Raw genomic sequence first — 24,196 nt, 5'->3', positions numbered from 1 at the left:
ACCCCAATACCAAGGAACAGGAAGGCTAGAGTGCCAGAGAGTACTGGGGGAAAAGGGCCCAATAGTTAAGAGACTGTCCAGAATTTTGTGTAACTGGCGGATTTACACCTTCACGCGGTCTTCGCCGAACACGATCAACAACTGATTCAGTGCGGCTTTCCAATCGTGTACCGGCATCGTCCACTTTTCCGCGATCCGATGCAAGGTTAAGTACAACACCTTCAAGATTGCCTCGTCATTCGGGAAGGCTTTCTTGGGCTTCAACACTTTCTGCAAGCTGGCGTTGAGTGATTCAATCGCGTTGGTCGTGTAGATGATTTTCCGTATCTCCGGGGATAATCAAAGAACACCGTCAACCGTGTCCAGTTGTTACGCCAGCTCGGCCCAATATGCGGATACTTCCCGCCCCAGTTCTGTTCAAATTCAGCCAGCGCCCGCTGTGCTTCGCTTTCCGTTGCCGCTCGATAAATCAACCGTAAATCGGCCGCCACGGCCTTACGCTCTTTCCAAGGGACGAAGTGCAGCGAGTGACGCACTTGATGGACGATGCATTGCTGCACATGGGTCTGCGGGTAGACCGCATTAATCGCTTCCGAGAAGCCTTTAAGGCCATCGACACAGCAATCAATACGTCATTGACGCCGCGATTTTTCAGTTCATTGATAACGCTTAACCAGAACTTGGCGCCTTCACTGCTGGCCAACCATAACCCTAAAATCTCTTTCTCACCGCGCATGTTGATGCCCAGCGCTACATACACGGAGCGATTGCCGACCATGCCATCCTGCCGCGACTTCGTCACCAAGGCATCGAGATAGACAATCGCATAAGTCGAATCGAGTGGTCGCTTCTGCCATTGTTGTACTTCATCCATAACCTGTTCGGTCACCTGGCTTATCAGCGCCGGTGACACCGCGTTGCCGTAGGTTTCTTGCAGGTAGTCGTGAATGTCACGCTGACTCATGCCGTAAGAGTAGAGTCGCACGATGGCGTCCGTTATGCTGCCAACGCGTCGTTGATGCTTGCCGATAAACCGAGGTTCAAACTCGGCATTCCGGTCACGTGGGACTTCGATATCCAGTGGGCCATGCTCGGTTTGCACTTGCTTGGTCGATCGGCCGTTACGTGAATTACCGGAGTTGCGACCTTTGACGGCGTGTTTGTCATAACCCAGATGCTGTTCCATTTCGGCCTTCAGCGCCCGCTCCGCGACCTGCTTGAACAACACTTTGGTTAGTGCCTGGAAGTCTTCGGTTGATTTGCAACTGTCTAATAATTCATCAAGTGTGGTATGGGTGCTGACAGGTTTTTCTGGCTTCATAATGCTCTCCTATTGAGGATATGATGAAGCCAGTTACACAAAAATCAAAACGGTCCCATAGTTAAGCCATCCGAAATAAAAAGTGCATCCGACAAGGACTTCTTTTTAGGAGCTCTACTCGCCCAACTCACCAAAGATGTTCAGTTCTCAACTCCAGAGAGAGAAAGCGCAGAAACATTTGGGTTTGCATATGAATGCATAATTTACGAAAGCCAGAAGTTTCAATACCTTTCAGAGCTTATATTTTGTAAAGTTCATGTTCATCTAAGTCTAACCGGAGATATATTGTCCATAGAATTAGACAATAAAATTCTTAGTTACTTTTCCCAGGAATCAAACTCTTTGGTTGCAGTATTGGACAGAGCAAAGAACTATACAAACTTACACTTAATAAGCACTCCTGGGATAGCTCAGGAAAAAATTGAACTAGATGCTCTTAATAATGTTTGGGAAGCCTTTCATAATCGAGATTTGAGTTATCGACTGTACTTTGTATTTATTAATGCAATTAAAGGCGATTATTTTTTAGAAAATATTGTCTGGATTGTTCCAAAACACGAAAGCCAGCAAATAATTTCGAGTGAGCAAGGGCGTATAAACATACGCTTTCCTACGGCGTTTCTAAAAGATCTTTGCAACACAGCACTAGACGACGCCACTAAAAGTGGATAGTCCAACATGTGCTAGATCAATGCAGCCACCGTAAATAAAAACGCCGCTAATAAGCGGCGTTTTTATTTACTTCACTTCAGCATCAAGCTGCGTAATCTTCCATCGGTGGGCAGACGCAGAACAAGTTGCGGTCGCCGTAGACGTTGTCGATACGGTTGACAGCCGGCCAGAATTTATTGGCTTTTTGACCCGGCATTGGGAACACCGCTTCTTCACGTGAGTACGGACGATTCCAGTCCATTTCGGTGATATCGGCCAGTGTGTGCGGGGCGTTGACCAGCGGGTTGTTGTCCAATGGCCATTTGCCGCTTTGCACGTTGTCGATTTCTTTTTTGATCGCAATCATCGCGTCGCAGAAACGATCGAGTTCTTCTTTCGATTCGCTTTCGGTCGGCTCGATCATCAGTGTGCCGGCAACCGGGAAGCTCATCGTTGGCGCGTGGAAGCCGTAGTCCATCAAACGCTTGGCGATGTCTTCTTCAGAGATGCCGCTGGCTTCCTTGATCGGGCGAATATCGATGATGCATTCGTGCGCAACGCGATCGTTACGGCCGGTGTACAGCACCGGGTAATGTTCGCTTAAGCGCTTCATCATGTAGTTGGCGTTCAGGATCGCGACTTGCGTAGCGCGGCGCAAACCTTCGCCGCCCATCATCGCGATATACGACCAGGAAATCGGCAGAATCGAAGCGCTGCCCCAAGGCGCGGCACTGACAGCGCCGTTACCCGGATTTGGACCTTCCAAGTGCACGACCGCGTGGTTCGGCAGGAACGGCGCCAAATGGGCGCGAACACCGATCGGGCCCATGCCAGGGCCACCGCCGCCGTGTGGAATACAGAAAGTTTTGTGCAGGTTCATGTGCGATACGTCAGCACCGATGCGCGCCGGCATCGTCAAACCGACTTGTGCGTTCAGGTTGGCACCATCCATGTACACCTGACCACCGTGCGCGTGGATCAAGTCGCAAATTTTCTTCGCGCCTTCTTCGTAAACGCCGTGCGTCGACGGATAGGTCATCATCAAGCAAGCGAGGTTATCGGCGTGCTCTTTGACTTTCGCTTCCAGATCAGCGAAATCGATATTGCCTTCTTTATCGCAGGCGGTAACGACGACGCGGTAGTTGGCCATTTGCGCCGAGGCCGGGTTGGTGCCGTGCGCCGATTGCGGGATCAAGCAAATGGTGCGATGACCTTCGCCGCGCGATTCGTGGTATTTGCGAATGGTCAGCAAGCCCGCGTATTCACCTTGGGCGCCTGAGTTCGGCTGAATGCTGATGGCATCGAAACCGGTGATCGCTTTCAGCTGGTGTTCCAGCTCGTGGATCATGTCCAGGTAACCCTGTGCTTGCACCAGCGGTGCAAACGGATGGATGTTGCCGAATTCCGGCCAGGTCACCGGCATCATTTCGGTCGTCGCGTTCAGCTTCATCGTGCAGGAACCGAGCGGGATCATGCCGTGGGTCAACGAGAAGTCTTTGTTCTCGAGCATTTTCAAATAGCGCAGCATGTCGGTTTCGCTGTGGTATTTGTTGAACACCGGATGGCTCAGGTATTCGCTGGTGCGTTGCAGTTGGTCTGGCACGTCTTGCAGATCTTCAGCGGCATACAGCGCATCAAGTTGTTCAATGCTGAGGCCTTCGGCTTCGTCTTGCAGGAACACTTCCCACAGTACTTTGACGTCGTCGCGCGTGGTTTTCTCATCAAACGCAATGCACAGTTTGCTGTCGCCAATCAGACGCAGATTCATCTTGTTCGATAGCGCACGCATGTACACTTGCTCGCGTACGGCACCAACATCAATGGTGACGGTATCGAAGAAGGCTTTGGTATCGACTTGAGCGCCTTTGGCGCGCATGCCGGCAACAAAAATCGCCATCAAACGGTGCACACGGGTGGCAATATCTTTCAAGCCTTGCGGGCCGTGATACATCGCATACAGCGCCGCCATGTTCGACAGCAAAACTTGAGCGGTACAGATGTTGGAGTTGGCTTTTTCGCGACGGATATGTTGCTCGCGGGTTTGCATCGCCATGCGCAGCGCTTTATTGCCACGCTTGTCGACCGAGACGCCGATGATGCGGCCCGGCATTGAGCGTTTGAATTCGTCTTTGGCGGCCAGGAATGCCGCGTGCGGGCCGCCGAAACCAAATGGCACACCGAAGCGCTGCGCGGAACCGATGGCAATATCAGCGCCAAGCTCACCCGGCGATTTCAGTACGCACAGCGCCAGCAAATCGGTCGCCAGCGTCACCAGCGTTTTGCGTTCTTGTAGCGCGGCGATCAAACCGCTCAAGTCATTGACCTGGCCACTGGAAGACGGGTACGACAACAGTACGCCGAAATAGTCATGCTTCAATGCATCGGTAACTGGACCAACAACCGTTTCGAAACCATAGGCGTCGGCACGGGTGCGCGTGACGTCGATCGTTTGCGGATGGGTGTCTTCGTCGATAAAGAACAGATTGCTTTTGCTTTTTGAACCGCGGCGGGCCAAGGCCATCGCTTCGGCGGCGGCGGTCGCTTCGTCAAGCAATGAGGCATTGGCAATGGCCAAACCGGTCAAATCCACGACCATCTGTTGATAGTTCAACAGCGTTTCCAAACGGCCTTGCGCGATTTCCGGTTGGTATGGCGTGTAAGCGGTGTACCAGCCAGGATTTTCCAGCACGTTGCGCAGAATCACCGGCGGCGTAATCGTGTCGTAGTAACCGGTACCGATAAAGCTCTTGTAGATTTTGTTTTTGCCGGCCAGTTTTTTCAGGTATTGCAGCGTTTCGTGTTCGCTCATCGCCGGTTTCAGCGCCAAGTCTTCACGCAGGCGAATCGATTCCGGCACGATTTGCGTGGTCAACTCTTCCAGCGTCGAAACGCCGAGCGATTGCAACATCGCGGAGATTTCTTGATCACTCGGGCCGATATGACGGGCGACAAAACCGTCGTGCTTTTCCAACTGGGTCAAACTGGGCTGGCTCATTTCATTAACCTTTACGGCAAAAACAACGGGGGACTTTTGTTGATACGGGGTTCGTATCGGTATTGCTTCGATGCAACGCTTGTTCAGCGGCCCCCTCTCCCCTAACCCCTCCTCCACGAGGGGGGAGGGGAACGTCTTCTCCCTTCACGGGGAGAAGCTTGGGATCAGGGATGGTTTTCGTTTTCGAAAACAGCTCAGACAAATTTCGCTACATCGGTAAAGCAAAACGCTCCCAAGGTTCTGGGAGCGTTCCATGCTTTTTAAATCAATCGCGGCAAACCTTACTCACCTGAATCAACGTGCTCGGCGTAACCGTCGGCATCAAGCAGATCGTCGAGTTCGGCTTCTTCAGAGATTTTGATCTTGAACAACCAACCACCTTTGAACGGCTCTTTGTTCACTTTCTCCGGCGCATCGGCCAGGGTTTCGTTGACGGCAACGACTTCACCGGAAACCGGCGCATAAATATCGGAGGCGGCTTTCACGGATTCAACAACACCGGCGCTATCACCGGCATTCAATTCGGCACCGACTTCCGGCAGCTCGACGTAAACCAAATCACCCAGCAGTTCCTGGGCATGCTCGGTGATGCCGACGGTGTACAGACCATTGCCGTCATCACGCAACCATTCGTGGGATTTGGCGTAGCGCAGTTCGCTCGGGTAATTTGACATGCTCGTTTCCTCTACTGTTTTTGCACTGCAAACGTGCGCTTTTATAGCACTGATTTGCCGTTACGGACAAAACCGACTTTGACCACTTTGGCGGGCAATAATTTACCACGAACCTCGACCTGCACTTCGCTGCCGACCGCGCACGGCACGCGGGCCATGGCGATACCTTGTTGCAGTGTTGGCGAGAAGGTGCCGCTGGTGATTTCGCCTTCGCCGACACCGGGCACGACGACTTTCATGTGCGCACGTGGAATGCCTTTGTCGGTGAACACCAGGCCAACCAGCTTGCGTTTCGGGCCTTCGGCTTTTTCCACTTCCAGTGCCTTGCGTCCAACGAAATCGCGGTCGGCCGGTTCCCAGGCAATGGTCCAGCCCATGTTCGCTTCCAAGGGGCTTATCGATTCGTCCATATCACTGCCGTACAAATTCATGCCGGCTTCCAGACGCAGCGTGTCGCGGGCACCGAGGCCGCAGGGGCGCACGCCGGCGGCGATCAAACCATCCCAGAAGCTTTTGATTTCATGCAGCGGGATCATGATTTCATAGCCATCTTCACCGGTGTAACCGGTGCGGGCGATAAACCAGCCGTCGAGTTCTACACCATAGAACACGCCGAGTTTTTCCGCTTCGGCAGCGAACTGCGGCTTGACCTGGTGCACCTTGTTGCGGGCATTCGGGCCCTGAATGGCCAGCATGGCCAGGCCACGATTGTGTTCAATCGATACGGCAAAGCCCTGGGCCTGGTTTTCCATCCAGGCGATGTCTTTGTCGCGGGTCGAGGCGTTGACGACGACGCGGTAATACTCGTCGTTACGATAGTAGACGATCAGGTCGTCGACGACGCCGCCGAGCTCATTGAGCATGCCGCTGTACAGCGCCTTGCCCGGCTCCTTCAGCTTGGCAACGTCATTGGCCAGCAGGTGGCGCAAGTAGTCTTTGGCGTCCGGCCCGCGGACATCGAGGATGGTCATGTGCGAGACATCGAACATGCCGGCGTCCTGACGGACGATATGGTGCTCTTCGAGCTGAGAGCCGTAGTGCAGCGGCATATCCCAGCCACCAAAATCGACGATTTTGCCGCCTGCGGCGACGTGGATATCGTAGAACGGCGTGCGTTGGCCCATGGCGAGCATTCCTGGGGGGATTCTTGGAGGCGCGAATTATACCGATCCGGTCCCGGCCTGGCATCGTCAAAACATCGATGATCACGTTCAGATTGTACAAGGGCCGGTTGATGCCGCGTGGTCGCCTCACTGCTCCGGTTCAACCCGATTGCGACCTCCCATTTTGGCGCGATACATGGCCGTGTCAGCACGATGGATGGTTTCCCCCAGATCGATGCCTGGACGATGGTGGGCAACGCCCAGCGAAATGGTCAACGACAACGCACCGACACTGGTTTCCATCGGGCTTTCCGCTACCGCTCGCCGGACTCGCTCGGCCGCCTGAAACGCGTCATTTGCTGACATTTGCGGCATCAAAATCAGAAATTCCTCGCCACCCCAGCGACCAACCACATCATTCTCCCGCAAACAGGAGCGCATCCGCCGCGCCACCTCGGTCAGCACTTGGTCACCAACTTCATGGCCGTATTGGTCATTGATGCGCTTGAATCCGTCCAAATCGGCCAGCACCAGCGCAAACGGTGCGCCACCGTCGGTGGTGCGCAGAACCTCGGCCTCCAGTTGCTTCCAAAGATATCGGCGATTGGGTAGTTGGGTGAGCGGGTCGGTATTGGCCAGACGCTCCATCGAGCGTTCGTTGTAGATTGAGCCTTCACGGAAGAAGTAGCTGATCAGCGCCAGAGTCGAGAACGAAATCACGGCATTGATCATGTTGAGGCTTTGAATGGTCGCCTGCGACATCGAATAGATCGCCTTGCCATGGGTCAGCGCGAACATGCCGGCATAGAGAAACACGATGAATAATGCTTCAGCGACCACCCATCGATTGGCTATTTGATGGTTAAACATCGCGAAAACGATCAGCGTGACCAGGTAATGCCCGAACCCCGCATCCCAGCCCAGCAACCAGGTCGCCAATGCCGCATGCAGCACCACCTCGATGCCGATGACATGGATGGCAAGGCCATGGCGGGCGTTGTTGTTGACCCAATAGGCGTAGCCCCAGGCCAAGACGCTGAGTACGTTAAACAAGGCCAGGGGATAAATTTTTAACAAACTAAACAACGGGATAAAGGCCAAGTGGGCGAGAAAGCCAATGCCGGCCCCTTGCCGCACAACCAGGTAAATGCGGTAGTTATCAGAATGGATGGCTGGCGATGGCCGGCTGCGGCGATCAGTGCTCGCGCTGGCAGCATTCGATGCCGTCATAGAACCGGGTTCACTCAAATCAAGCGCTCGACTTCAGGACAATAAGATCCTAGCGTTTTCACACTATAGCCGAGAAAATCCGGTTAGTTCAGGAACCCAGCCCCATCGCCGCCCGGATGATTTGCGCCTTGGCAAAGCCATGGCCATTGAGCAGAGACATGCCCGCGTTACGGGCCAAAACCAGTGGCATCGGATGGTTGGTAAATAGCTGCTTGAAGCCTTTGACGACCGTCAGCATCAGCGTCGCTTCCGAGCGGCGAATCCGTTCATAGCGGCGCAGCAAACCCGGCTGGCCCGGATCAACACCAGCTTTGGCGGCGCGAATCAGTTGATCAGCGAGGCATTCGACATCCTGCAGACCGAGGTTCAGGCCCTGACCGGCCAACGGGTGCATCGTATGCGCGGCATCACCAAGTAGCGCCAAGCGCTCGCCGATATAGCGCTCGGCCTGGCGTTCAATCAATGGAAAGGCATGACGCGCGCTCATCGGCATCAAACGCCCCAAGCGATGCTCAAACGCGGCGCTCAGCACGCCGCCAAATGCGGCATCATCGAGCGCCAGATAGCGCTCGGCTTCATCCGCCGGCACCGACCAGACAATCGAGCATTGATGGCTATCGGAAAGTGGCAGCAAGGCCAGTGGGCCGCTGCGGGTAAAGCGCTGCCAAGCAGTTTGCTGATGCGGCTGTTCGCAGTGGATCTGGGCAATCAACGCCGTATGCTGATACGCCTCACGAGCGTGAGCAATGCCAGCTTTTTCGCGCAAACCGGATTCAGCGCCATCGGCGGCTATCAACAAGCTGGCCGGCAGAAAGCTTTGATCAGAAAGTGTCAGATGCACCCGCTGATCGCCGACGCGAAAATCCTGCACCGATACGCCGTAGCGAATGCTGGCGTGGCGATGATGTTTCAGTTGCTCCAATAACGCCGTTTCGATGGCGGACAATTCAATGATATGACCGAGGTCCGGTTCGCCGACTTCATTGGCGGTAAAACGAATTTCACCGCTGCCCTCGCCATCCCACACCTGCATCGCCCGGTACGGCGACAAGCGACGGCTGATGACACCGCGCCAAGCGCCAATTCGCTCCAACAGCAACTGGCTGGCGCGAGTCAACGCCACAACGCGCAAATCGGTATGCTCGGCCTGCCAGTGATTGGCCGACGGTTTGCCTTCCAGCACCGTTACCGCCATATCGGCCTCAGCCAACAGGCAGGCCGTCGCCAAACCGACAAGACCGCCGCCGGCGATCACAATGGGGAATTCGCTGCGTTTGTTCATCAATAGAAGTAAACCGAATGAAGGCTGGCGCAGTATAACGCAGCAGATATTGGTCGTTACCCTCTTTGTGAACCAGTACCAGATTCAATCATTCAGGGGCGGACGCCAAACGGCGCGCCGCTATAATTTTTCGATGCACAAGCTAACGAAGAGCCAATCATGCAAACCTTTTCCCGTTTCGCCTGCGTCACCGCGCTGACGACGTTTTTGTTGCAAACCACCGGTTGTGGTTATGTCTTGTATCCGGAACGTCGAGGCCAAACCGGTGGCGAACTGGACCCGGCGGTGATCGTCATGGACAGCTTGAGTTTACTGCTGTTCGTCGTCCCCGGCGTCATCGCGTTCGCTGTCGACATCACCAATGGCACAATCTATTTACCGAAAGGGCAAAAGAGCATTCTGACGTCCAGCAACGATCATGCCTCTCCAGATGATGTCCATGTCATTCAACTAACGCAGGATGCCGTCAAAGACATCGCGACGCTGGAAAAAATTATCAGCAATCATGTCGGGCAATCGATAACATTAAATATGTCGCAACATGCCAAGCCGCTGAGCGAAGGCCAAAATCCGGCCGCGCTGGTTGCGCAAGTGCAGCGACAGATGAATCAACAAGACATACTCGCCAAGCTATCGAACTGAACGTCAACAACGACGAAAAGTGCTGAAGGCTAATGCTCATTCCGCGCTAACTGGCTTGAGAAGCGCGGCGGAAAAATCGACAATAGCCTATCGCGTTAAAAAATTAGACGAACATCAACAATGAAAAAATCGCTCGCGCTGATCGTTTTACTTGCTGCCAACAATGCGATTGTTATTGCCAGCGATGAGCTGGAGCAAGGGAAGTTGGAGCTTGGTCTCGGCGCAACGGTTCTGCACCTACCGGACTACATCGGTTCCGATCAGACCCGGGAAACCGCTTGGCCATTTCCTTATGTGCGTTATATCGGCAAGGATTGGCGTATTGACCGGCAATTGATCAACCGCGAGTTATTGGAAAACAAACGCTGGCGCCTGGACCTGAATTTCTCCGGCAGCCTACCGGTCAACAGCGAAGATAACAACGCTCGCGAAGGCATGCCAGATTTGATGCCGACGTTGGAAGTCGGCCCGTGGTTGCAGTTCCGCTTTGCTGAAAAAGCAGACTCTTACTGGCGCACCGATATCGCGATTCGTAAAGCCATCGCCAGCGATTTCACCGATTACCAGAACGCCGGCTGGGCAGCACAATGGCAGCTCTTTAATCGCCATGATTGGCAGCAGCAAGAAACGTATTGGTCATTTGAACATTCGCTGGCTCTGGTTTGGGGCGACGAGCGTCAACACAATTATTTTTATGGTGTTGCACCGGAATTTGTCACGACCACGCGAGCGGCATACGAAGCCAATGCTGGTTACGGCGGTTGGCGCTACAGCGCTGGTATCACACGCCGGCAAGGGCAGTTGTGGACTGCAGTGTTTCTACGTTATTTCGATATCAGCGATGCGGAATTTGCTGACTCGCCACTGGTGCGCGACGAACAGAATATTGCGCTAGGTGTTGCTGCTGCGTGGATCTGGTGAGAAAAAGACCCACGAATTGAACGTCCAAAATTACTAGTTCAACCATCCACTGCATTGAAGTTAGACACAGAATCGTGAATAAAATGGATGCTCTTTCAGTTGAACTTTTCGCTGTTGAATATCGACCGACGAATCTAAGGAGGTTAGCAGCGCCCGAAAGTTGGATGCAGTCAACGCCTCAATCAATTTCGCCGCGTCTCCTTTTGTCGTGAGATCTATATCCAGTCTATCAAGGCGACCTAGCACTTCATTTGCAGCTTCGGACTCGACTTCAAATTGGCTTGTACAAAATCGAGCTTCTGCCCAAGACTTCACGTCCGTTTCGCTTATCTCTCCGGAAATCCAACTTAAAAGGATTGCGTGGATGTCAGAAGCCGAAACCAATTTCATCTTTTCTAACCCCACCGTTTAAAGATCAATGAGGTGTTGATTCCACCAAACGCAAAGTTGTTGCTCATGACAAACTCAACATTGAGTTGTCGCGGCGCATCCATCAGGTAATCAAGCACACCACATTGCGGATCAACGTTGTGCAGATTCAAGGTTGGCGCAAACCAGTTCCGGTTCATCATCTCGATGCTGAGCCAGGCTTCGATGGCACCGCAAGCACCAAGAGTATGGCCGAAATAACTTTTCAGCGATGAGATCGGCATGCGCTCGCCGAAAATTTTCTGCGTTGCCTGCGACTCAGCAATATCACCGCGATCGGTAGCGGTGCCATGAGCATTGACATAGCCAATCTGCTCCGGCGACAAGCCAGCATCGGCCAGCGCCAGTTGCATTGCTACCGCCATCGTCGCCGACTCTGGCTGGGTGATATGAGCGCCATCAGAATTGGTGCCATAACCAACGATTTCCGCGTAGATTTTTGCGCCGCGCGCCTGCGCATGTTCCAGCGATTCCAGAATCAGGGTGCCTGCGCCTTCGCCGCAAACGAGGCCATCACGGTCACGATCAAACGGTCTCGGTGTTGTGCTTGGCGCGTCGTTTTTTGTGCTGGTCGCGAACAGCGTGTCGAACACGACGGCTTCAGCACCGGTTTGCTCCTCGGCACCACCGGCGACCATCATGACTTGCTTGCCGTATTTGATCGCCTCATAGGCATAACCGATGCCTTGTGAACCGGAAGTGCAGGCCGAGCTGGTGGTGATCACCCGGCCTTTCAATTCAAAAAAAACGGCGAGATTGACCGGCGCCGTATGCGCCATCATTTGCACATAGCTGGCTGAGGTAATGCCGGCCAAAGAACCGGTATTGAGCATATTACCGAAATGTTTGATCGGCTCCATGCTGCCAGCCGAAGCACCATAGGAAATGCCCATGCGTCCGTCTTTGATCGATTCGTCGTCGAGCAAACCCGCATCACGCAGCGCGTTTTCGGTGGCCACCGTGGCCAACTGACTGACCCGGCCCATGCTGCGCGTTTTCTTGCGGGAATAATGCGAGGGCAAAACAAAATCAGCGACCGGACCACCGAGGCGAGTATTCAACCCATCAAAGCGTTCCCAATCCGGCATATAGCGAATGCCGCTGCGCTTTTGCTGAATATGGTCAGCAATGCTTTGCCAGTCGCTACCGAGACTGGTGATACCGGCCATGCCGGTAACGACGACGCGATGGGTTTTCATTTCAGACCATGCCACCGTTGATCGAGATAACCTGACGGGTGATGTACCCGGCCGCATCCGAGCATAAGAAACGCACCAATGCCGCGACTTCCTGTGGTTTGCCGACGCGCTTGGCCGGAATCATTTTCATGGCTTCGTCGAGAAGCTCTTGATCGATCATATCGGTTTCGATCAAACCTGGTGCAACACAATTGACCGTGATGTTGCGCGAAGCCAGTTCAATCGCCAGCGCTTTGGTTGCTCCGATAATGCCCGCTTTGGCAGCACTGTAATTGACCTGGCCACGATTGCCGGCGATACCGGAAACCGATGACAAGGTAACGATGCGGCCGCCCTTGCGTGCGCGCACCATCGGCATCACCAGCGGATGAATGACGTTATAGAAACTGTCGAGATTGGTATGGATTACGCCATCCCATTCTTCCGAAGTCAACGCCGGAAAGGCGTTGTCACGAGCGATGCCAGCGTTGGCGACAACACCATAAAAAGCACCGTTGGCTTCGATTTCATTTTCCAGCGCCGCTTTCGCGGCTTCGCGATCAGCAATATCAAACTGCAGCCAGGAAGCGCTGCCGCCGGTGCTACTCAATCGCTCGGCAATTTCCTGCAATTGGGTGGCATCGCGGCGACCGTGGACGACGACATGAAAACCATCCTGCGCCAGCGCTTCAGCAATCGCCAAACCAATTCCCCGACTGGAACCGGTGACCAGAATACGGCGTCCGCTCATTGCTGCACTCCTTTCAAATAACCGTAAAAATCTTTTGGCTCGAAAACATTGACGGCCGCTTCAGCGAGAATCTGTTCACCGATAAAAATACGACAGTCGAACGAGCCCAGGCCACCTTCATCCAGGTACAACTGCGTTGCCCGAATCGTGAAGGATTGGCCAACGGGAAAATGGTCAACATGCGCCGTATAGGCACGAGTGCCTAGCAGAAAACCAACTTTCGGCTCTTCGCCACGCAAACGGGCACTAACACCGGCGAACGAGGCAATCGCCTGGGCCATCAGTTCAATACCAACCCAGCCCGGCATCTGCTGTTGTTCGTCGATAAACAAACCGCCAGCTTTTGGCGTGCAGGCAACATCGACACTGTTGTCGGTGTAATCGATCAGCGCATCAATCAGAATCATCTCACCGCGATGCGGGATCAAATCCTCAATGGGCCAGAATTTCTTTTCACTCATGCTCGTTATTCAATCAGGCGCGCTGCAGGATCAGCGCGACATTACTGCCGCCAAAGGCATAGTTGGTGCTCATGACAGTGTTCAGCGTAGCTTGCGACGGCACCGTCACCAGATTCAGCGCTGGCAAAACCGGATCATACGGCATCGGCGCTGTTTGTACCGGCAGTTGTTGCTGCTTCAGCGCCAGCAGGCAGGCTGCGACTTCCATCGCGCCAGCCGCACCGAGCATATGCCCGGTCAGCGACTTGGTGCTGCTGCACGGCAGCTCACCGCCAAATACCCGGTGCATGACCGCCGCTTCCATTTCATCGTTCTTCGGCGTCGCGGTACCGTGCAAATTAACGTAATCGATGGCCTCAGCCGACAAGCCTGCATCGGCAAGTGCCGCGTGTATAGCCTGTTCGGCACCCACGCCTTCCGGATGCGGTGCGGAAATATGATGGGCATCGCTGCTGGCGCCCGCACCGAGCAAACGGTATGGCGTTGGTGATTTACCGAGAATGAAAACGATCGCGCCTTCGCCGATATTGATGCCATCACGCGATTGTGCAAACGGCTGACAGAAATTTTCCGAATACGATTCCAGTGCCGAGAAGCCCTGTATCGTCAACTGACACAGAGAGTCGGCACCGCCAACCACAACGGCATCACAGAGATCGGCTTCGATCAATGCGCGGGCCGAGATAAATGCTTGCGTGCTGGACGTGCAGGCCGTGGATATCGTCAAGGCCGGTCCGTTCAGCTCAAGATAACGCGCAACAAAAAGCGCAGGCGTGCCAATTTCCTGTTGCCGATAATTGAACGCTTTCGGCCGCTCACCGTTTTGCAGTTGCTGGGCGATGGCCTGCTCGCCGGCGGAAATTCCGGACGTCGATGAGCCAATGACCACACCGATGCGTGCTGACGCTGTGTTGGTTTTCAGTTCCGAAATAACCGGCAGTAACGACTGCAATGCCGTCAACAACAACTGATTATTGCGGCAATCAAACTCGCGCAAACTTTCCGGCACCGGCAACAATTCAGCGCTGGCGCGACCGACACGAACACGGCGTCCCGGATACAAATCCTGGTCGAGCATCAGCTGTCGTTTGCCGGCAAACAGCGCCTCGGCATTGGCGGTAAGCGTCGCACCCAATGGTGAAACGATACCCGGCTCGGAAAGGTAAACAGCGGTGCTCATGATCATTTTCAAACTTAAGGAAGGGTCGCCAACGGCGTGACCCATAACTCATAACGGCGTTGATGATGGATCAAATGGCGCTGACCATCCGCGCCTACCTTGACCTCGGCGACCAACTGCTGATCGTCAAACAACATCCGGCCATCGCTGGCATCGGTTTCCAGACGCCACCCACTCGGCAGTGTAGTGCGTAGCAGCGCCACCGGCCAAATCATCAATTGCATATCCAGCAACGCATATTCCGGTGCAAACGCAAATGGCAGTGCACCGCGTTCGAACTCAAGCGTTTCGCCTTGAAAGCGCAAGCGATATAAACTTTCGCCAAATGGTGTCAGCAACGTCTGTTCAACGAACTCCGGCGTCCATAATACCGTCGCTATCGCCTGCTGACGCACACCCTCACGTGCCATGATCAGCGATTGTTCCTGTTCACGAAACGGTGGCTCGGGCGGCAGCTTCGCCGCGCACCACGGGCCGTCAGCCGTGCGGACACAGGGTTTGGATGCGCAGGCACTGAGCATCAGTGCCAAAACCAGAATGAGTCCTCTCATACTTTTTTCCACCACCACACACTCGGCGCAAACAACAGCGCAGCGCTGACCCCGACGAAGACCGTGATGCCAAATACATTCACGGCCGGCAGGCCGCTGAAGCTGAGCAAACCAAAACTCAGGATGTTGGTAATCGCCGAATAGGCCACGGCGCGCAAACGATAAACACTGGCCGGCGTTTCCGATAAAAACAACGCGAAATCAAAACCGATGCCGAGCACCAGCAACAAACCGACACTGGCAAACAGATTGAATGGCAATTGCAGATAACCCAATGCCGCCACGGCACAGGCCAGCGCTGCCACACTCGGCAACCAGAGTTGCAACGCAGTGCGTAAACCGCGCTGCCAAATCAACAACAAAATAACCAGCGCCAACGCCAGCACGACATAGAGCGTCGCGGTCTTGCGAAATTCGGCGAATCGTTCCGAGATACGGCTGGCTTTGTCGATAAACTGCACACCGTCGAGCTGCAGTGCCGCCACCGCATCACGATCGTGTATACCGCTCAAGGTGACAATGCTGGCGACACTGCCTTCATTTTCACCGAGCCATTGCATCTGCATACCTTGACCGATCGGCGTCGCCAAAAATTCATCTACGGAAAGCAACTTCAATGATGGCATTGTTGCGATCAGTTGCCGGCTTTCTTGCTCGCTCAAACCCAATGCCTGCAGCGACTGCGTCATCGTGCCATCAGCAGCGACAGCAGCTTCGATAAGCTGCTGTCGCTGTTGCTGCTGCTCGGTGGGTTTTACCCACTGCGATAGCGCCTGCCAACCATCTATTGCCTGTTGCTGTTGCAGTGATTCGAGCTGTAGCTGTAGCGCCAGCTCTTGCTGCAATAGCGCCTGTTCATCGCTGGCCTGGACCAAAAAGAATTGCTGCTCGGTGTGTCGACCGAGCCATTGTTGAATCTGTTGTTGGTCTTGCAACAACTGGTGGTCGCGTTGCTGCAGGCTGCGCACGTCGTCGTCAATGCGTAACCGTAGCCAACCCGGTATGGTCACGATGGCCAAGCCCGTCAGCATAAGCAGAATGATGGAGATTCGCGGTTGTTGCTGCGCCGACCGGGCGATCAGCCACTTACACCAGCGCGGCTCAACGGCTCGCCGCAGTTGCTGATGGGCTGCCGGAAAACCCCAACGAACAAAAGCGTAAGCACCGAATAATCCGGCCGAACAAAATACCGCAATCTGTTGAAAAGCCGCGAACGGCGTCAGCAGCATCGCCAGGAACGCCGCCAGCGTCGTCAGCATGGCCAGCAGCAGCGATTGATGCAAATGCCGATCTTCGTTTGCCGTCGTTGGCACCTGCCGGTGAAACAACCAGTGAATGGCGTAATCACCGGCAATACCGATCAGCACCGTGCCGAACACCAGCGTGATCAAATGCAACTCGCCAAACACCAACAGGCTTACTGCGGTCGCCGATAACAGACTGCTGGCGACGGCAGACAGATACCAGCACAGGTCCTGAAAACGGCGCAAACCGAAAGCCAGCAGCAGCGTGACGCCAATCAGACTGATCGTTGAGATCAATCGAATATCGGCCTCGGTTTGCATCCTTGCTTGCGCGGCATACATCAAGGTACCGGTGGCACGCCATTCGACACCGGCCGACTCGATTTGTTGTTCACTTTGTTGCAGCAATTGGTAAGCCTGGCGCTGCCAGTCAAAATCGAAAAAGTTTTCCGGTGCCAATAAATCGATTAACAGCGCATAGCCTTCGGCATTCGGTAGACGCATCAGACCATCATCGATCTCGATTCGCCAATTTTGCGACTGCCGGGCCATGACCGCTTCCGACAAAAATCCGAATGCGTCGCCGTCAGCGATACTGACGGTCATTGGACTGAATAGCTGCCGGGCCAGACGCGCTTGCAATGCGGCCGGATCTTCACCGCTCAATAAAGACAGTTGCTGTTCGGTATAAAGACTTGCCGGAAAGGGTCGCAAAGAGGCAAACAGCTGATTACTGACTTCGGCGTCGATGCGCCAGCGGATCTGTTGGAATAACTGGCTTTGTTGCAAGGTCTCGATCAACTGACCGGCTTGCGTGCGCACCGTTTCCCGCTGCTCGCCACGCAACACGATCAGCACATGACGACCGACTTCGGTTTGCACCCGATCAATTGCCTGTTCCGCAACCGGGTCGCGCATACTGGCCGGCAACAAGGAAAACAAATCCGCGTTGAACGCATGGCCCTGCAGCAAGCGCCAACCGAGCCAAAGGCTCAGTAAGGCCATCAACAGGTAGATGCCTATCCGCGCTTTCACGGCGTCAAAGCATCCAGCAGCCGTTGCTCAGTGGTGCTAATGGCAGAAGCCGGCAATGGCTGCAACATCAGTTCGGTGATTTGGCCGTTGCGATCAGCATAGCGAACCTTTTCAACGTCTTTCTCGCCGAGTATTTCGATCATCGGCAAAGCCTGACGAAACGCCGAGTCTCGTGGCACACAGCGCCAGTGAAAACCTTTTTCCACTGGCAACTTTTCGATGACAAAACTTTCGCTGAGTTTTCGCTCGTTGCCGCTGATGACATTGGGTAGTAGCTCGGCCATCGCCCGCAGCCACGGCGCCTCATCGACGGACAGCGTTTTCAACTGCCCTGCTTCTTCGATAACCAGTGCTTGCGTTGACATCAGATAAGCAGCTTGCACCGGCTTTTCCAAACGATAAAGCAGACCAACCTCAGGAAACAGCACCAGTTGCCCTTGGCTTTGCAGCGGACGTGATAAACCTTTGATCACTTTGCTCTGTACGAACGCCGTACGCTGCGGCTCAGCCGCCGATAACGCGCTAGCGACGCACAGAATTATCGTCAACCACAATGCTTTCATGACAGCCCCAGCCGCGCCTTCAAGATCGGCGGCGAAATCAGCTGCAATTCTCCGTCCGGCATGCTGACCGCGACCTGAACCGTATGCGCTTTCGTTATCCGCTTGCCAGTTGCTGCGTCGGTAATTTCGTAGTCGATACGCAGACGGTTTTCCCATTCCGTCAGTTTTGCGGTGATGCTCAGACGCTGATTGTAGCGAGCAGAACCGATATAACGAATTTGCGCATCGATGATCGGCCAGGCAAAACCGGACGCCACCATTTCGGGGTAATCGTAATTGAAGGTTTGCAGCAGCGCGCAGCGCGCCAATTCCAGGTAGCGAAAGTAATTGCCGTGCCAGACGACATTCATCGGATCGCAGTCATGAAACGGCACCGTCAGTTCGATGCGGTGTGTCGCAAAGGCTTTCATTGGCAGGCACGAACCTGTTGTTGCTGCACCGCTTCGGTCAGCGCGCGCAATTCGTGTTCGAGCATGCGGTCTTCATCGATGAACGCCGAGTGAGCACGAATGTCCTGCAAGGTATCGCGCAGTTCAGCCGAGTAAGTTGCCGAATCAAGTTCACCGGAACGACCACGCAATTCAGTCGCCTGCGCCACCGACATCAGCAAACCGGCCGCCACTTGTTCGGTCAATTGCAGCACACGCAAGCAATCGCGAGCGGCAATCGTGCCCATGCTGACTTTGTCCTGGTTATGGCATTCGGTTGAACGCGAGAACACCGACGCCGGCATCGTCAGTTTCAGCGCTTCAGCAGTCCAGGCTGAGACACCGATTTGCACCGCTTTCAAACCGTGATTGATAGCCGCGCGCTCGCCCAATGTACCGGAAAGATTCTGCGCCAGACCATGATTGAAACGCGAATCGACCAGCAGCGCCATTTGCCGATCCATCAAATCGGCAAGATTGGCGACGGCATTTTTCATGCTGTCCATAACAAAGGCGATATGACCGCCATAGAAATGACCGCCGTGTAAGACCACTTCTTCATCGGCATCGATGATCGGGTTGTCGTTGGCGCTGTTCAATTCGTTTTCGATATCGCGGCGCATCCAACCGAGCGCATCACGCAGCACACCAATGACATGCGGCGCGCAGCGAATCGAATAACGGTCCTGCAGGCGCGGGCCGACTTTTTCGGCTTTGCCCGGCGACAAATCCTGCCAAATCCATTGCGCAATTTGCTGCTGACCAGCATGCGGTTTGACGGCAAACAAGCGTGGATCAAAATGCTCACGATTGCCGAGCATAGCGAGCGAAGCCATGCTGGTGATGCGGCTGCACAAGCGCGTCAGGTATTCGGCGCGGGAAAAGGCCAAACACGCCAAGGCCGTCATGACCGAGGTGCCGTTCATGATCGCCAGGCCCTCTTTCGGTGCCAGCGTCAACGGCTTAACACCGGCACGACGATAAACATCGGCCGCTTTTTGTTGCGTGCCTTCGACCAGCAAATCACGTTCACCAACGAGTGCTGCACCGATGTATGAGAGCGGTGTCAAATCACCGCTGGCGCCGACGCTGCCTTCGGCCGGGATCAGTGGCAACCAATTGTTTTGCAGCAAGCGGGTAATACCTTGCAGCAGTTCACGACGCACGCCGCTTTTGCCGTAAGCCAAACTGTTTAAACGGGTCAGTAATACCGCGCGCGTTTGTTCTGGCGACAAGTATTCTCCCAAACCACAGCCATGATAACGAGTCAGATGCAGTGGCAGTTCGCGCACCAGTTGCTCCGGCACCGTTACCGTGCAGGAGTCGCCGTAACCGGTCGTGACACCGTAAATGATGCCGTCGTTTTCCAGATAGCGCGCCAGAAATGCCGCGCCTTTATCGACCCGTTGGTTGAACGCCTCACTGTCGGCCAGTTGCGCCGAGGATTGTTGACGCGCAACAGCGACCACTTGTTCTACCGTCAGCATTTGTTCGCCGACAACGACACTGCTTTGTTTATTGACCATGATGATGCTCAAGCAAGGATGGTTTCGGTGACGGCCGCTCGGCCTGACCCCAGAAATGAAAAAAATTGAACCACTGATATGGCGCTTTCAACGCGTAATGTTCGAGCCTTGAAGCATAGCGCTTGATCGCCTCGGTGACGGCTTTCGCGCGCTCGCGGCGATTGCTGCCGATTCGCTCGGCAAACGGCTCAACAAAGACATTGATGTCCTCGCCTTCGCGCCAACAGAAAAACAGATAAACCGGACATTGCAGCACACTGGCCAGAATGAATGGTCCTTGCGGGAACGGCGCTGGGCTGCCGAGAAAATCGACCCACTCGACCCGGCCTTTGCTGTGCACCGGGGTACGATCACCGACAATGACCAGCAGCTCGCCCTGATCGATGCGCTCCTGCAAACGCATCGCGGTGTCGACACCCATGTCGCTGACTTCGACCATGCGTTTGGCCACTTCTGGATTCTGCTGCTTTAAGTATTCAGAAAACTTCTGCGCATGCTCGGTGAAGAACACGCCAGTGATTTTGTCAAAATAGGTTTTCGTTGCCAGCGCCCGCACCACTTCCAGATTGCCGAGATGACTGCCGATCAGCAGCGCGCCCTGACCTTTGCTGACCACCTGCTGCATGGTCAGCTCGGTGCGAAAACGAATGCTTTGATAAGAAAGCTCGCCACGCCAGGCGGAGATTTTGTCGAGCACCGCTTCGCCAAATTGCATGAAGTGTTTGAACACCTGACGGCGACCCGGTTGCTTCGGCACCTTGCTGTCGTCGATACGCGCGACACGTTCAAGAAAGTCCAGTGAAGCTTCACGACCGGCACGGTTGAACGTGACGTAATAGGCCATGACCGGATAAAGACAGAGCCGGAAGAATCCGCGACCGAATAACTTGTACATCGTGAACAGCAGCTTGATGCCAAACATCGAGCCACGTTCTTTTTGTGCTGACCAATGCGCATCGTTGCGCGAAAACAAACGAGCTATTAAACGGGGTGTGCGCCAGAGCATGCCGAAAAACAAACGGGTATGGGCCCAGGAGATCAGCAAGTTATCGCGCAGCGCTTTGAAATGGGAAATGCCGGCTTCCGGATAATCAACCTGAATCGGCAGGAAGCTCATGTCGCAGCCAAGCCAGTACAAGTGCACCAGCATTTCGATATCGAAATCCATCCGGTCGCCAAGCCGATGCCGGCTCAACACGGCTTCGGTTGCCTGCAGTGGATAAACCCGGAAGCCGCACATCGCGTCGCTGATTTTCCGACTCCAGGTTTCGACGGTTACCCAGAAATTGGTGATCTGGCGGCCATAGAGACGGGATTTCGGAGCCTTGTCATTGTATTGCGGTGCGCCGCAAATAATTTGCGCCGGATGAGTTTCAGCGGCGCGCAAAAAGGCCGGTACCACCGATTGATCATGTTGGCCGTCGGCATCGATTTGAAACGCATGGCTGTAACCTTGTTGATAGAGCGCGCGCAAACCCGCTTTCACGGCATGACCTTTGCCGCCATTCTGCGGCAGACAAATCACTTCAGTGTTTGCTTGCTCGGCAAGCATCGCCAGCACCGCCGCATCCTGTTCACCGCTGCCATCATCGACAATCAGGATCGGCAGATTGAACGCACGCAGACCGGCTATCGTCTGCGGTAACATTCGACCATGACGATAATTCGGGATCAAAAATGCCGGGCGAAAACTCATGCCTGAAACACCAGTCGGCCGCTGGCAAAGCGCTGCTCACCGGAAAAAATTTCGAAAGCGATCTTGCCGCTGTCGGATCGGAATGTCAGCTGCATCTGGATGTCGCGGTCCGGAAAAATCACCTGCTGGAATTTCAACACTTCCATTTTTGCGAAGCGGCCTTGCAGCGGAAAAAACTGCCGGGAAAAATGCACGACCCAATCGAGTTGCACGACACCGGGCAGAATCGCTTGCGCCGGAAAATGGCCAGGGAAATAAGCCAGATCAGCCGGCACATGCAAACTCAACAGCACGGCGTTATCGCTGCGCACTTGATCGCGCAGCTCGGGTAAACAACGACGTGAAGGAGAAGAGGATGCACCGCTGATCATTTTTCTGCCTGAACGGAAATGGCCGGCTCAGTACCGGTCGCTTCGGAAAATAATTGTTGTAACGCCTGCTGGGTCGTTTTGCCACGAGCATCGACCGGCAAGGCCGGCAGATAACGAAACCAGCGCGGCAACAACACCCGCTCAAACTGGCCGAGCAAATGCTGGCGCCAGTACTCGGCCAGTGCTTTGCGGCCTTCGCGTTGCAGGCGCTGCTCGCCCTGCTCACTGAGCACGATGACGGCGGCAACAATGTCGCGGTTATGATAGCAGACGGTCAGCGCGCACTGGCCGATTTCCGGGCAGGTAAGCAGGCACCGTTCCATCTCCGTCAGTGACAATCGCTTGCCTTCGACCTTGACGATCCGATCGGCGCGACCAAGCAGACGGAAATGCTGGTCATCAAGCAGCTCGGCCTTGTCGCCCATCGCAAACCAGCCTTCAACACTGGCGGCCGGCGAACAGACCTCAAGACATCCTTCATCGTTCAGTCGACAGGCAACGCTATCGAAGCGGCGCCAGACTTGATCCTGACCATTGCGTTGACGAAAGGCGACACCACCGGTTTCGGTACTGCCGAGCACTTCGATCGGTGCCTGTCCGGTTGCGGCATGCATCTGCAAAGCGGCATCCAGTGGTAACGGCGCGCCGGAGGAAAAACAGCATTCAACTGCAGCCGTGAAAGCCGGCCAGTCATACTGCTCAGGAAAGCGCTGCAATTGTGCGGGACTGGCGACCAACATCGCTGGTGCATGGCGTTGCAAAAGCGCCAACATCGGCTCCGGGTAATCGGCGACTTCATCGACAAATGGCCAGCCTTCGGTTAACGGCCAAAGCAATCGGAACAGCAAGCCATAAATATGCTGATGCGGAACCGCGCCGATAACGGTCACATCGGTGTCTGGCTTTAGCTGCGCATGCAGCGTATCCAGCTCGGCTTGCATTTGCTGCAATGTGCGCGAAACGGCTTTCGGTTCACCGCTGCTGCCTGAGGTATAGAGGGTCAGAATCGGTTCATTGGTGGCCAATACTCGCGGCGTGAAAATCGGTGCGGTTGGCAGCTCGCCTGTCGCCTGCACAGTCAAAGCCAAATTGTTGGCGGCACGCAATAACTCGCGATCATCACTGACCACAGCATCGATGTTATCGGCGAGTCTCTGCAGGGTTTCATGCTGGCCATTGGCCGGCATGATCACGTTTTTCCCGGCGACCCAGAGCGCAAACAGCTGAATACTGAACTGCAGCGCGCTCTGGCACCAAAGCAAGTAGTGCTGGCTGCTTTGTTGTTGATAGTGGTCAGCAAAGGCAAACACCTGTTGTTGCCAGGATTCAGCGGAAATCGATTTATTCTGGCTAAACGCGATAGTTCGCGTTGCCGGCATCGGGGCCAGTAATAATTCGGTTAACGAGATCATGATTGAGCATTGCGCTGACGAATTTTTTGCCGCACCAGCCATTCACCGGCAAACAATACGCCCATCAGCACATAAGCAATCAGGCCGTTGTACAGCATCCACCAAAAGTCACTGCCAAGCAGTGCGGTGGCGAGCGCGATGCCGCCGTTCAAAATAAAAAATCCGCACCAGACTTTGGTGACGGTGCGGGTATAACGGACGCCGGATTCGGCGAGATCCGGATCTTGTAAGCGCGCGAAACGTTCGATTGCCGGCGGACCTTGATAGAGCGTCAGCAAAAACCAACCGAGCAGCACGGTATTGACCATCGCCGGATACAATTTCAGCGCCAGCTTGCTGTCAAACAGCAATGCCAAGACGACCAGCGCCACGCCACCGAGCACCGGCCACTGCAAACCTTGCAATACGCGTAACTGGCGCATCCAGGTCATGCGCAATAGCAGCAATACGATGATCACCAGCGCGACATGGCGCACTGACAACCATTGCAAACCGAAATAAACAGCGACCGGATAAGCGAGCAGCAGCAGCGTGATCAGCGCACGAAACACG

At 54.6% G+C, this 24,196-nt stretch carries 21 protein-coding genes and 1 pseudogene; 3 read left to right on the top strand and 19 right to left on the bottom strand.

Annotated elements, in window-relative coordinates:
• Nucleotides 1-102 precede the first annotated feature (102 nt).
• Nucleotides 103-1,321: pseudogene (locus tag E2H98_RS11890) on the bottom strand (IS256 family transposase).
• A 285-nt stretch (nt 1,322-1,606) separates the two neighbouring features.
• Between E2H98_RS11890 and E2H98_RS11885 the strand changes: the two are divergent.
• A complete protein-coding gene (locus E2H98_RS11885) occupies nt 1,607-1,993 on the top strand; it encodes a hypothetical protein (RefSeq protein ID WP_133593351.1) in 387 nt (128 codons plus the stop codon).
• Nucleotides 1,994-2,075: 82 nt separating this feature from the next.
• Here the strand turns inward: E2H98_RS11885 and gcvP are convergent, their stop codons facing one another.
• The 5 genes from gcvP to E2H98_RS11860 form a co-directional block, all read right to left on the bottom strand.
• Nucleotides 2,076-4,967, bottom strand: coding sequence for an aminomethyl-transferring glycine dehydrogenase (gcvP, locus tag E2H98_RS11880; protein WP_133593349.1), 2,892 nt, complete (start codon nt 4,965-4,967; stop codon nt 2,076-2,078).
• A gap of 281 nt (nt 4,968-5,248) precedes the next feature.
• A complete protein-coding gene (gene gcvH, locus E2H98_RS11875; RefSeq protein ID WP_133593347.1) occupies nt 5,249-5,641 on the bottom strand; it encodes a glycine cleavage system protein GcvH in 393 nt (130 codons plus the stop codon).
• A gap of 41 nt (nt 5,642-5,682) precedes the next feature.
• A complete protein-coding gene (gene gcvT, locus E2H98_RS11870) occupies nt 5,683-6,765 on the bottom strand; it encodes a glycine cleavage system aminomethyltransferase GcvT (protein WP_133593345.1) in 1,083 nt (360 codons plus the stop codon).
• A gap of 126 nt (nt 6,766-6,891) precedes the next feature.
• Nucleotides 6,892-7,974: a GGDEF domain-containing protein gene (locus E2H98_RS11865; RefSeq protein WP_133593343.1), complete on the bottom strand. Its 1,083-nt coding sequence runs from the start codon at nt 7,972-7,974 to the stop codon at nt 6,892-6,894.
• A gap of 88 nt (nt 7,975-8,062) precedes the next feature.
• On the bottom strand, nt 8,063-9,256 hold the full coding sequence (locus E2H98_RS11860; protein ID WP_133593341.1) for a UbiH/UbiF/VisC/COQ6 family ubiquinone biosynthesis hydroxylase: 1,194 nt from the start codon (nt 9,254-9,256) through the stop codon (nt 8,063-8,065).
• A gap of 159 nt (nt 9,257-9,415) precedes the next feature.
• Here E2H98_RS11860 and E2H98_RS11855 point away from each other — a divergent pair, with 159 nt between their 5' ends.
• Nucleotides 9,416-9,898, top strand: coding sequence for a hypothetical protein (locus E2H98_RS11855; RefSeq protein ID WP_133593339.1), 483 nt, complete (start codon nt 9,416-9,418; stop codon nt 9,896-9,898).
• A gap of 120 nt (nt 9,899-10,018) precedes the next feature.
• A complete protein-coding gene (locus tag E2H98_RS11850; RefSeq protein ID WP_133593337.1) occupies nt 10,019-10,819 on the top strand; it encodes a MipA/OmpV family protein in 801 nt (266 codons plus the stop codon).
• Between the two features lie 395 nt (nt 10,820-11,214).
• Here the strand turns inward: E2H98_RS11850 and E2H98_RS11845 are convergent, their stop codons facing one another.
• Genes E2H98_RS11845 through E2H98_RS11785 form a run of 13 tightly spaced genes read right to left on the bottom strand, consistent with a single transcriptional unit; the run spans nt 11,215 to nt 24,195 of the window.
• On the bottom strand, nt 11,215-12,447 hold the full coding sequence (locus tag E2H98_RS11845; protein ID WP_198325108.1) for a beta-ketoacyl-ACP synthase: 1,233 nt from the start codon (nt 12,445-12,447) through the stop codon (nt 11,215-11,217).
• 1 nt (nt 12,448) lies between these two features.
• Entirely contained in the window at nt 12,449-13,177 is a 729-nt protein-coding gene (locus E2H98_RS11840; protein WP_133593331.1) for a 3-ketoacyl-ACP reductase FabG2, read from the bottom strand.
• Nucleotides 13,174-13,638 (bottom strand): ApeP family dehydratase, encoded by a 465-nt coding sequence (locus tag E2H98_RS11835; RefSeq protein ID WP_133593329.1) that lies wholly within the window; start codon nt 13,636-13,638, stop codon nt 13,174-13,176. Before E2H98_RS11835 ends, E2H98_RS11840 begins: the two co-directional genes overlap by 4 nt.
• 13 nt (nt 13,639-13,651) lie before the next feature.
• Nucleotides 13,652-14,818, bottom strand: a complete 1,167-nt coding sequence (locus E2H98_RS11830) for a beta-ketoacyl-ACP synthase (protein ID WP_133593327.1) — start codon at nt 14,816-14,818, stop codon at nt 13,652-13,654.
• Nucleotides 14,819-14,832: 14 nt separating this feature from the next.
• Entirely contained in the window at nt 14,833-15,369 is a 537-nt protein-coding gene (locus E2H98_RS11825) for a DUF3261 domain-containing protein (protein ID WP_133593325.1), read from the bottom strand.
• The gene (locus E2H98_RS11820; RefSeq protein WP_133593323.1) at nt 15,366-17,648 is read right to left on the bottom strand and encodes an MMPL family transporter; all 2,283 of its coding nucleotides are present in this window, start codon (nt 17,646-17,648) and stop codon (nt 15,366-15,368) included. Before E2H98_RS11820 ends, E2H98_RS11825 begins: the two co-directional genes overlap by 4 nt.
• Nucleotides 17,645-18,211: a hypothetical protein gene (locus E2H98_RS11815; RefSeq protein WP_133593321.1), complete on the bottom strand. Its 567-nt coding sequence runs from the start codon at nt 18,209-18,211 to the stop codon at nt 17,645-17,647. Before E2H98_RS11815 ends, E2H98_RS11820 begins: the two co-directional genes overlap by 4 nt.
• Nucleotides 18,208-18,621, bottom strand: a complete 414-nt coding sequence (locus tag E2H98_RS11810; RefSeq protein WP_133593319.1) for an acyl-CoA thioesterase — start codon at nt 18,619-18,621, stop codon at nt 18,208-18,210. The genes E2H98_RS11815 and E2H98_RS11810 overlap by 4 nt, the downstream gene beginning before the upstream one ends.
• Complete coding sequence (locus E2H98_RS11805; protein WP_133593317.1) at nt 18,618-20,165, bottom strand: HAL/PAL/TAL family ammonia-lyase; 1,548 nt, start codon at nt 20,163-20,165, stop codon at nt 18,618-18,620. Before E2H98_RS11805 ends, E2H98_RS11810 begins: the two co-directional genes overlap by 4 nt.
• Nucleotides 20,155-21,861: a glycosyltransferase family 2 protein gene (locus E2H98_RS11800; RefSeq protein ID WP_133593315.1), complete on the bottom strand. Its 1,707-nt coding sequence runs from the start codon at nt 21,859-21,861 to the stop codon at nt 20,155-20,157. The genes E2H98_RS11805 and E2H98_RS11800 overlap by 11 nt, the downstream gene beginning before the upstream one ends.
• Nucleotides 21,858-22,232 carry an ApeI family dehydratase gene (locus E2H98_RS11795; protein WP_133593313.1) on the bottom strand — a complete coding sequence of 125 codons (375 nt, stop codon included), beginning with the start codon at nt 22,230-22,232 and terminating at the stop codon, nt 21,858-21,860. Before E2H98_RS11795 ends, E2H98_RS11800 begins: the two co-directional genes overlap by 4 nt.
• A complete protein-coding gene (locus E2H98_RS11790) occupies nt 22,229-23,644 on the bottom strand; it encodes an AMP-binding protein (RefSeq protein ID WP_157591366.1) in 1,416 nt (471 codons plus the stop codon). The genes E2H98_RS11795 and E2H98_RS11790 overlap by 4 nt, the downstream gene beginning before the upstream one ends.
• The gene (locus E2H98_RS11785) at nt 23,641-24,195 is read right to left on the bottom strand and encodes a COG4648 family protein (protein ID WP_133593310.1); all 555 of its coding nucleotides are present in this window, start codon (nt 24,193-24,195) and stop codon (nt 23,641-23,643) included. The genes E2H98_RS11790 and E2H98_RS11785 overlap by 4 nt, the downstream gene beginning before the upstream one ends.
• Nucleotide 24,196 lies beyond the last annotated feature (1 nt).

It is taken from the genome of Permianibacter aggregans, assembly GCF_009756665.1.
Taxonomy (GTDB): domain Bacteria; phylum Pseudomonadota; class Gammaproteobacteria; order Enterobacterales; family Permianibacteraceae; genus Permianibacter; species Permianibacter aggregans.
Note: the sequence above shows the minus strand (reverse complement) of the source record. Positions and strands in the feature narration are given on the sequence as shown.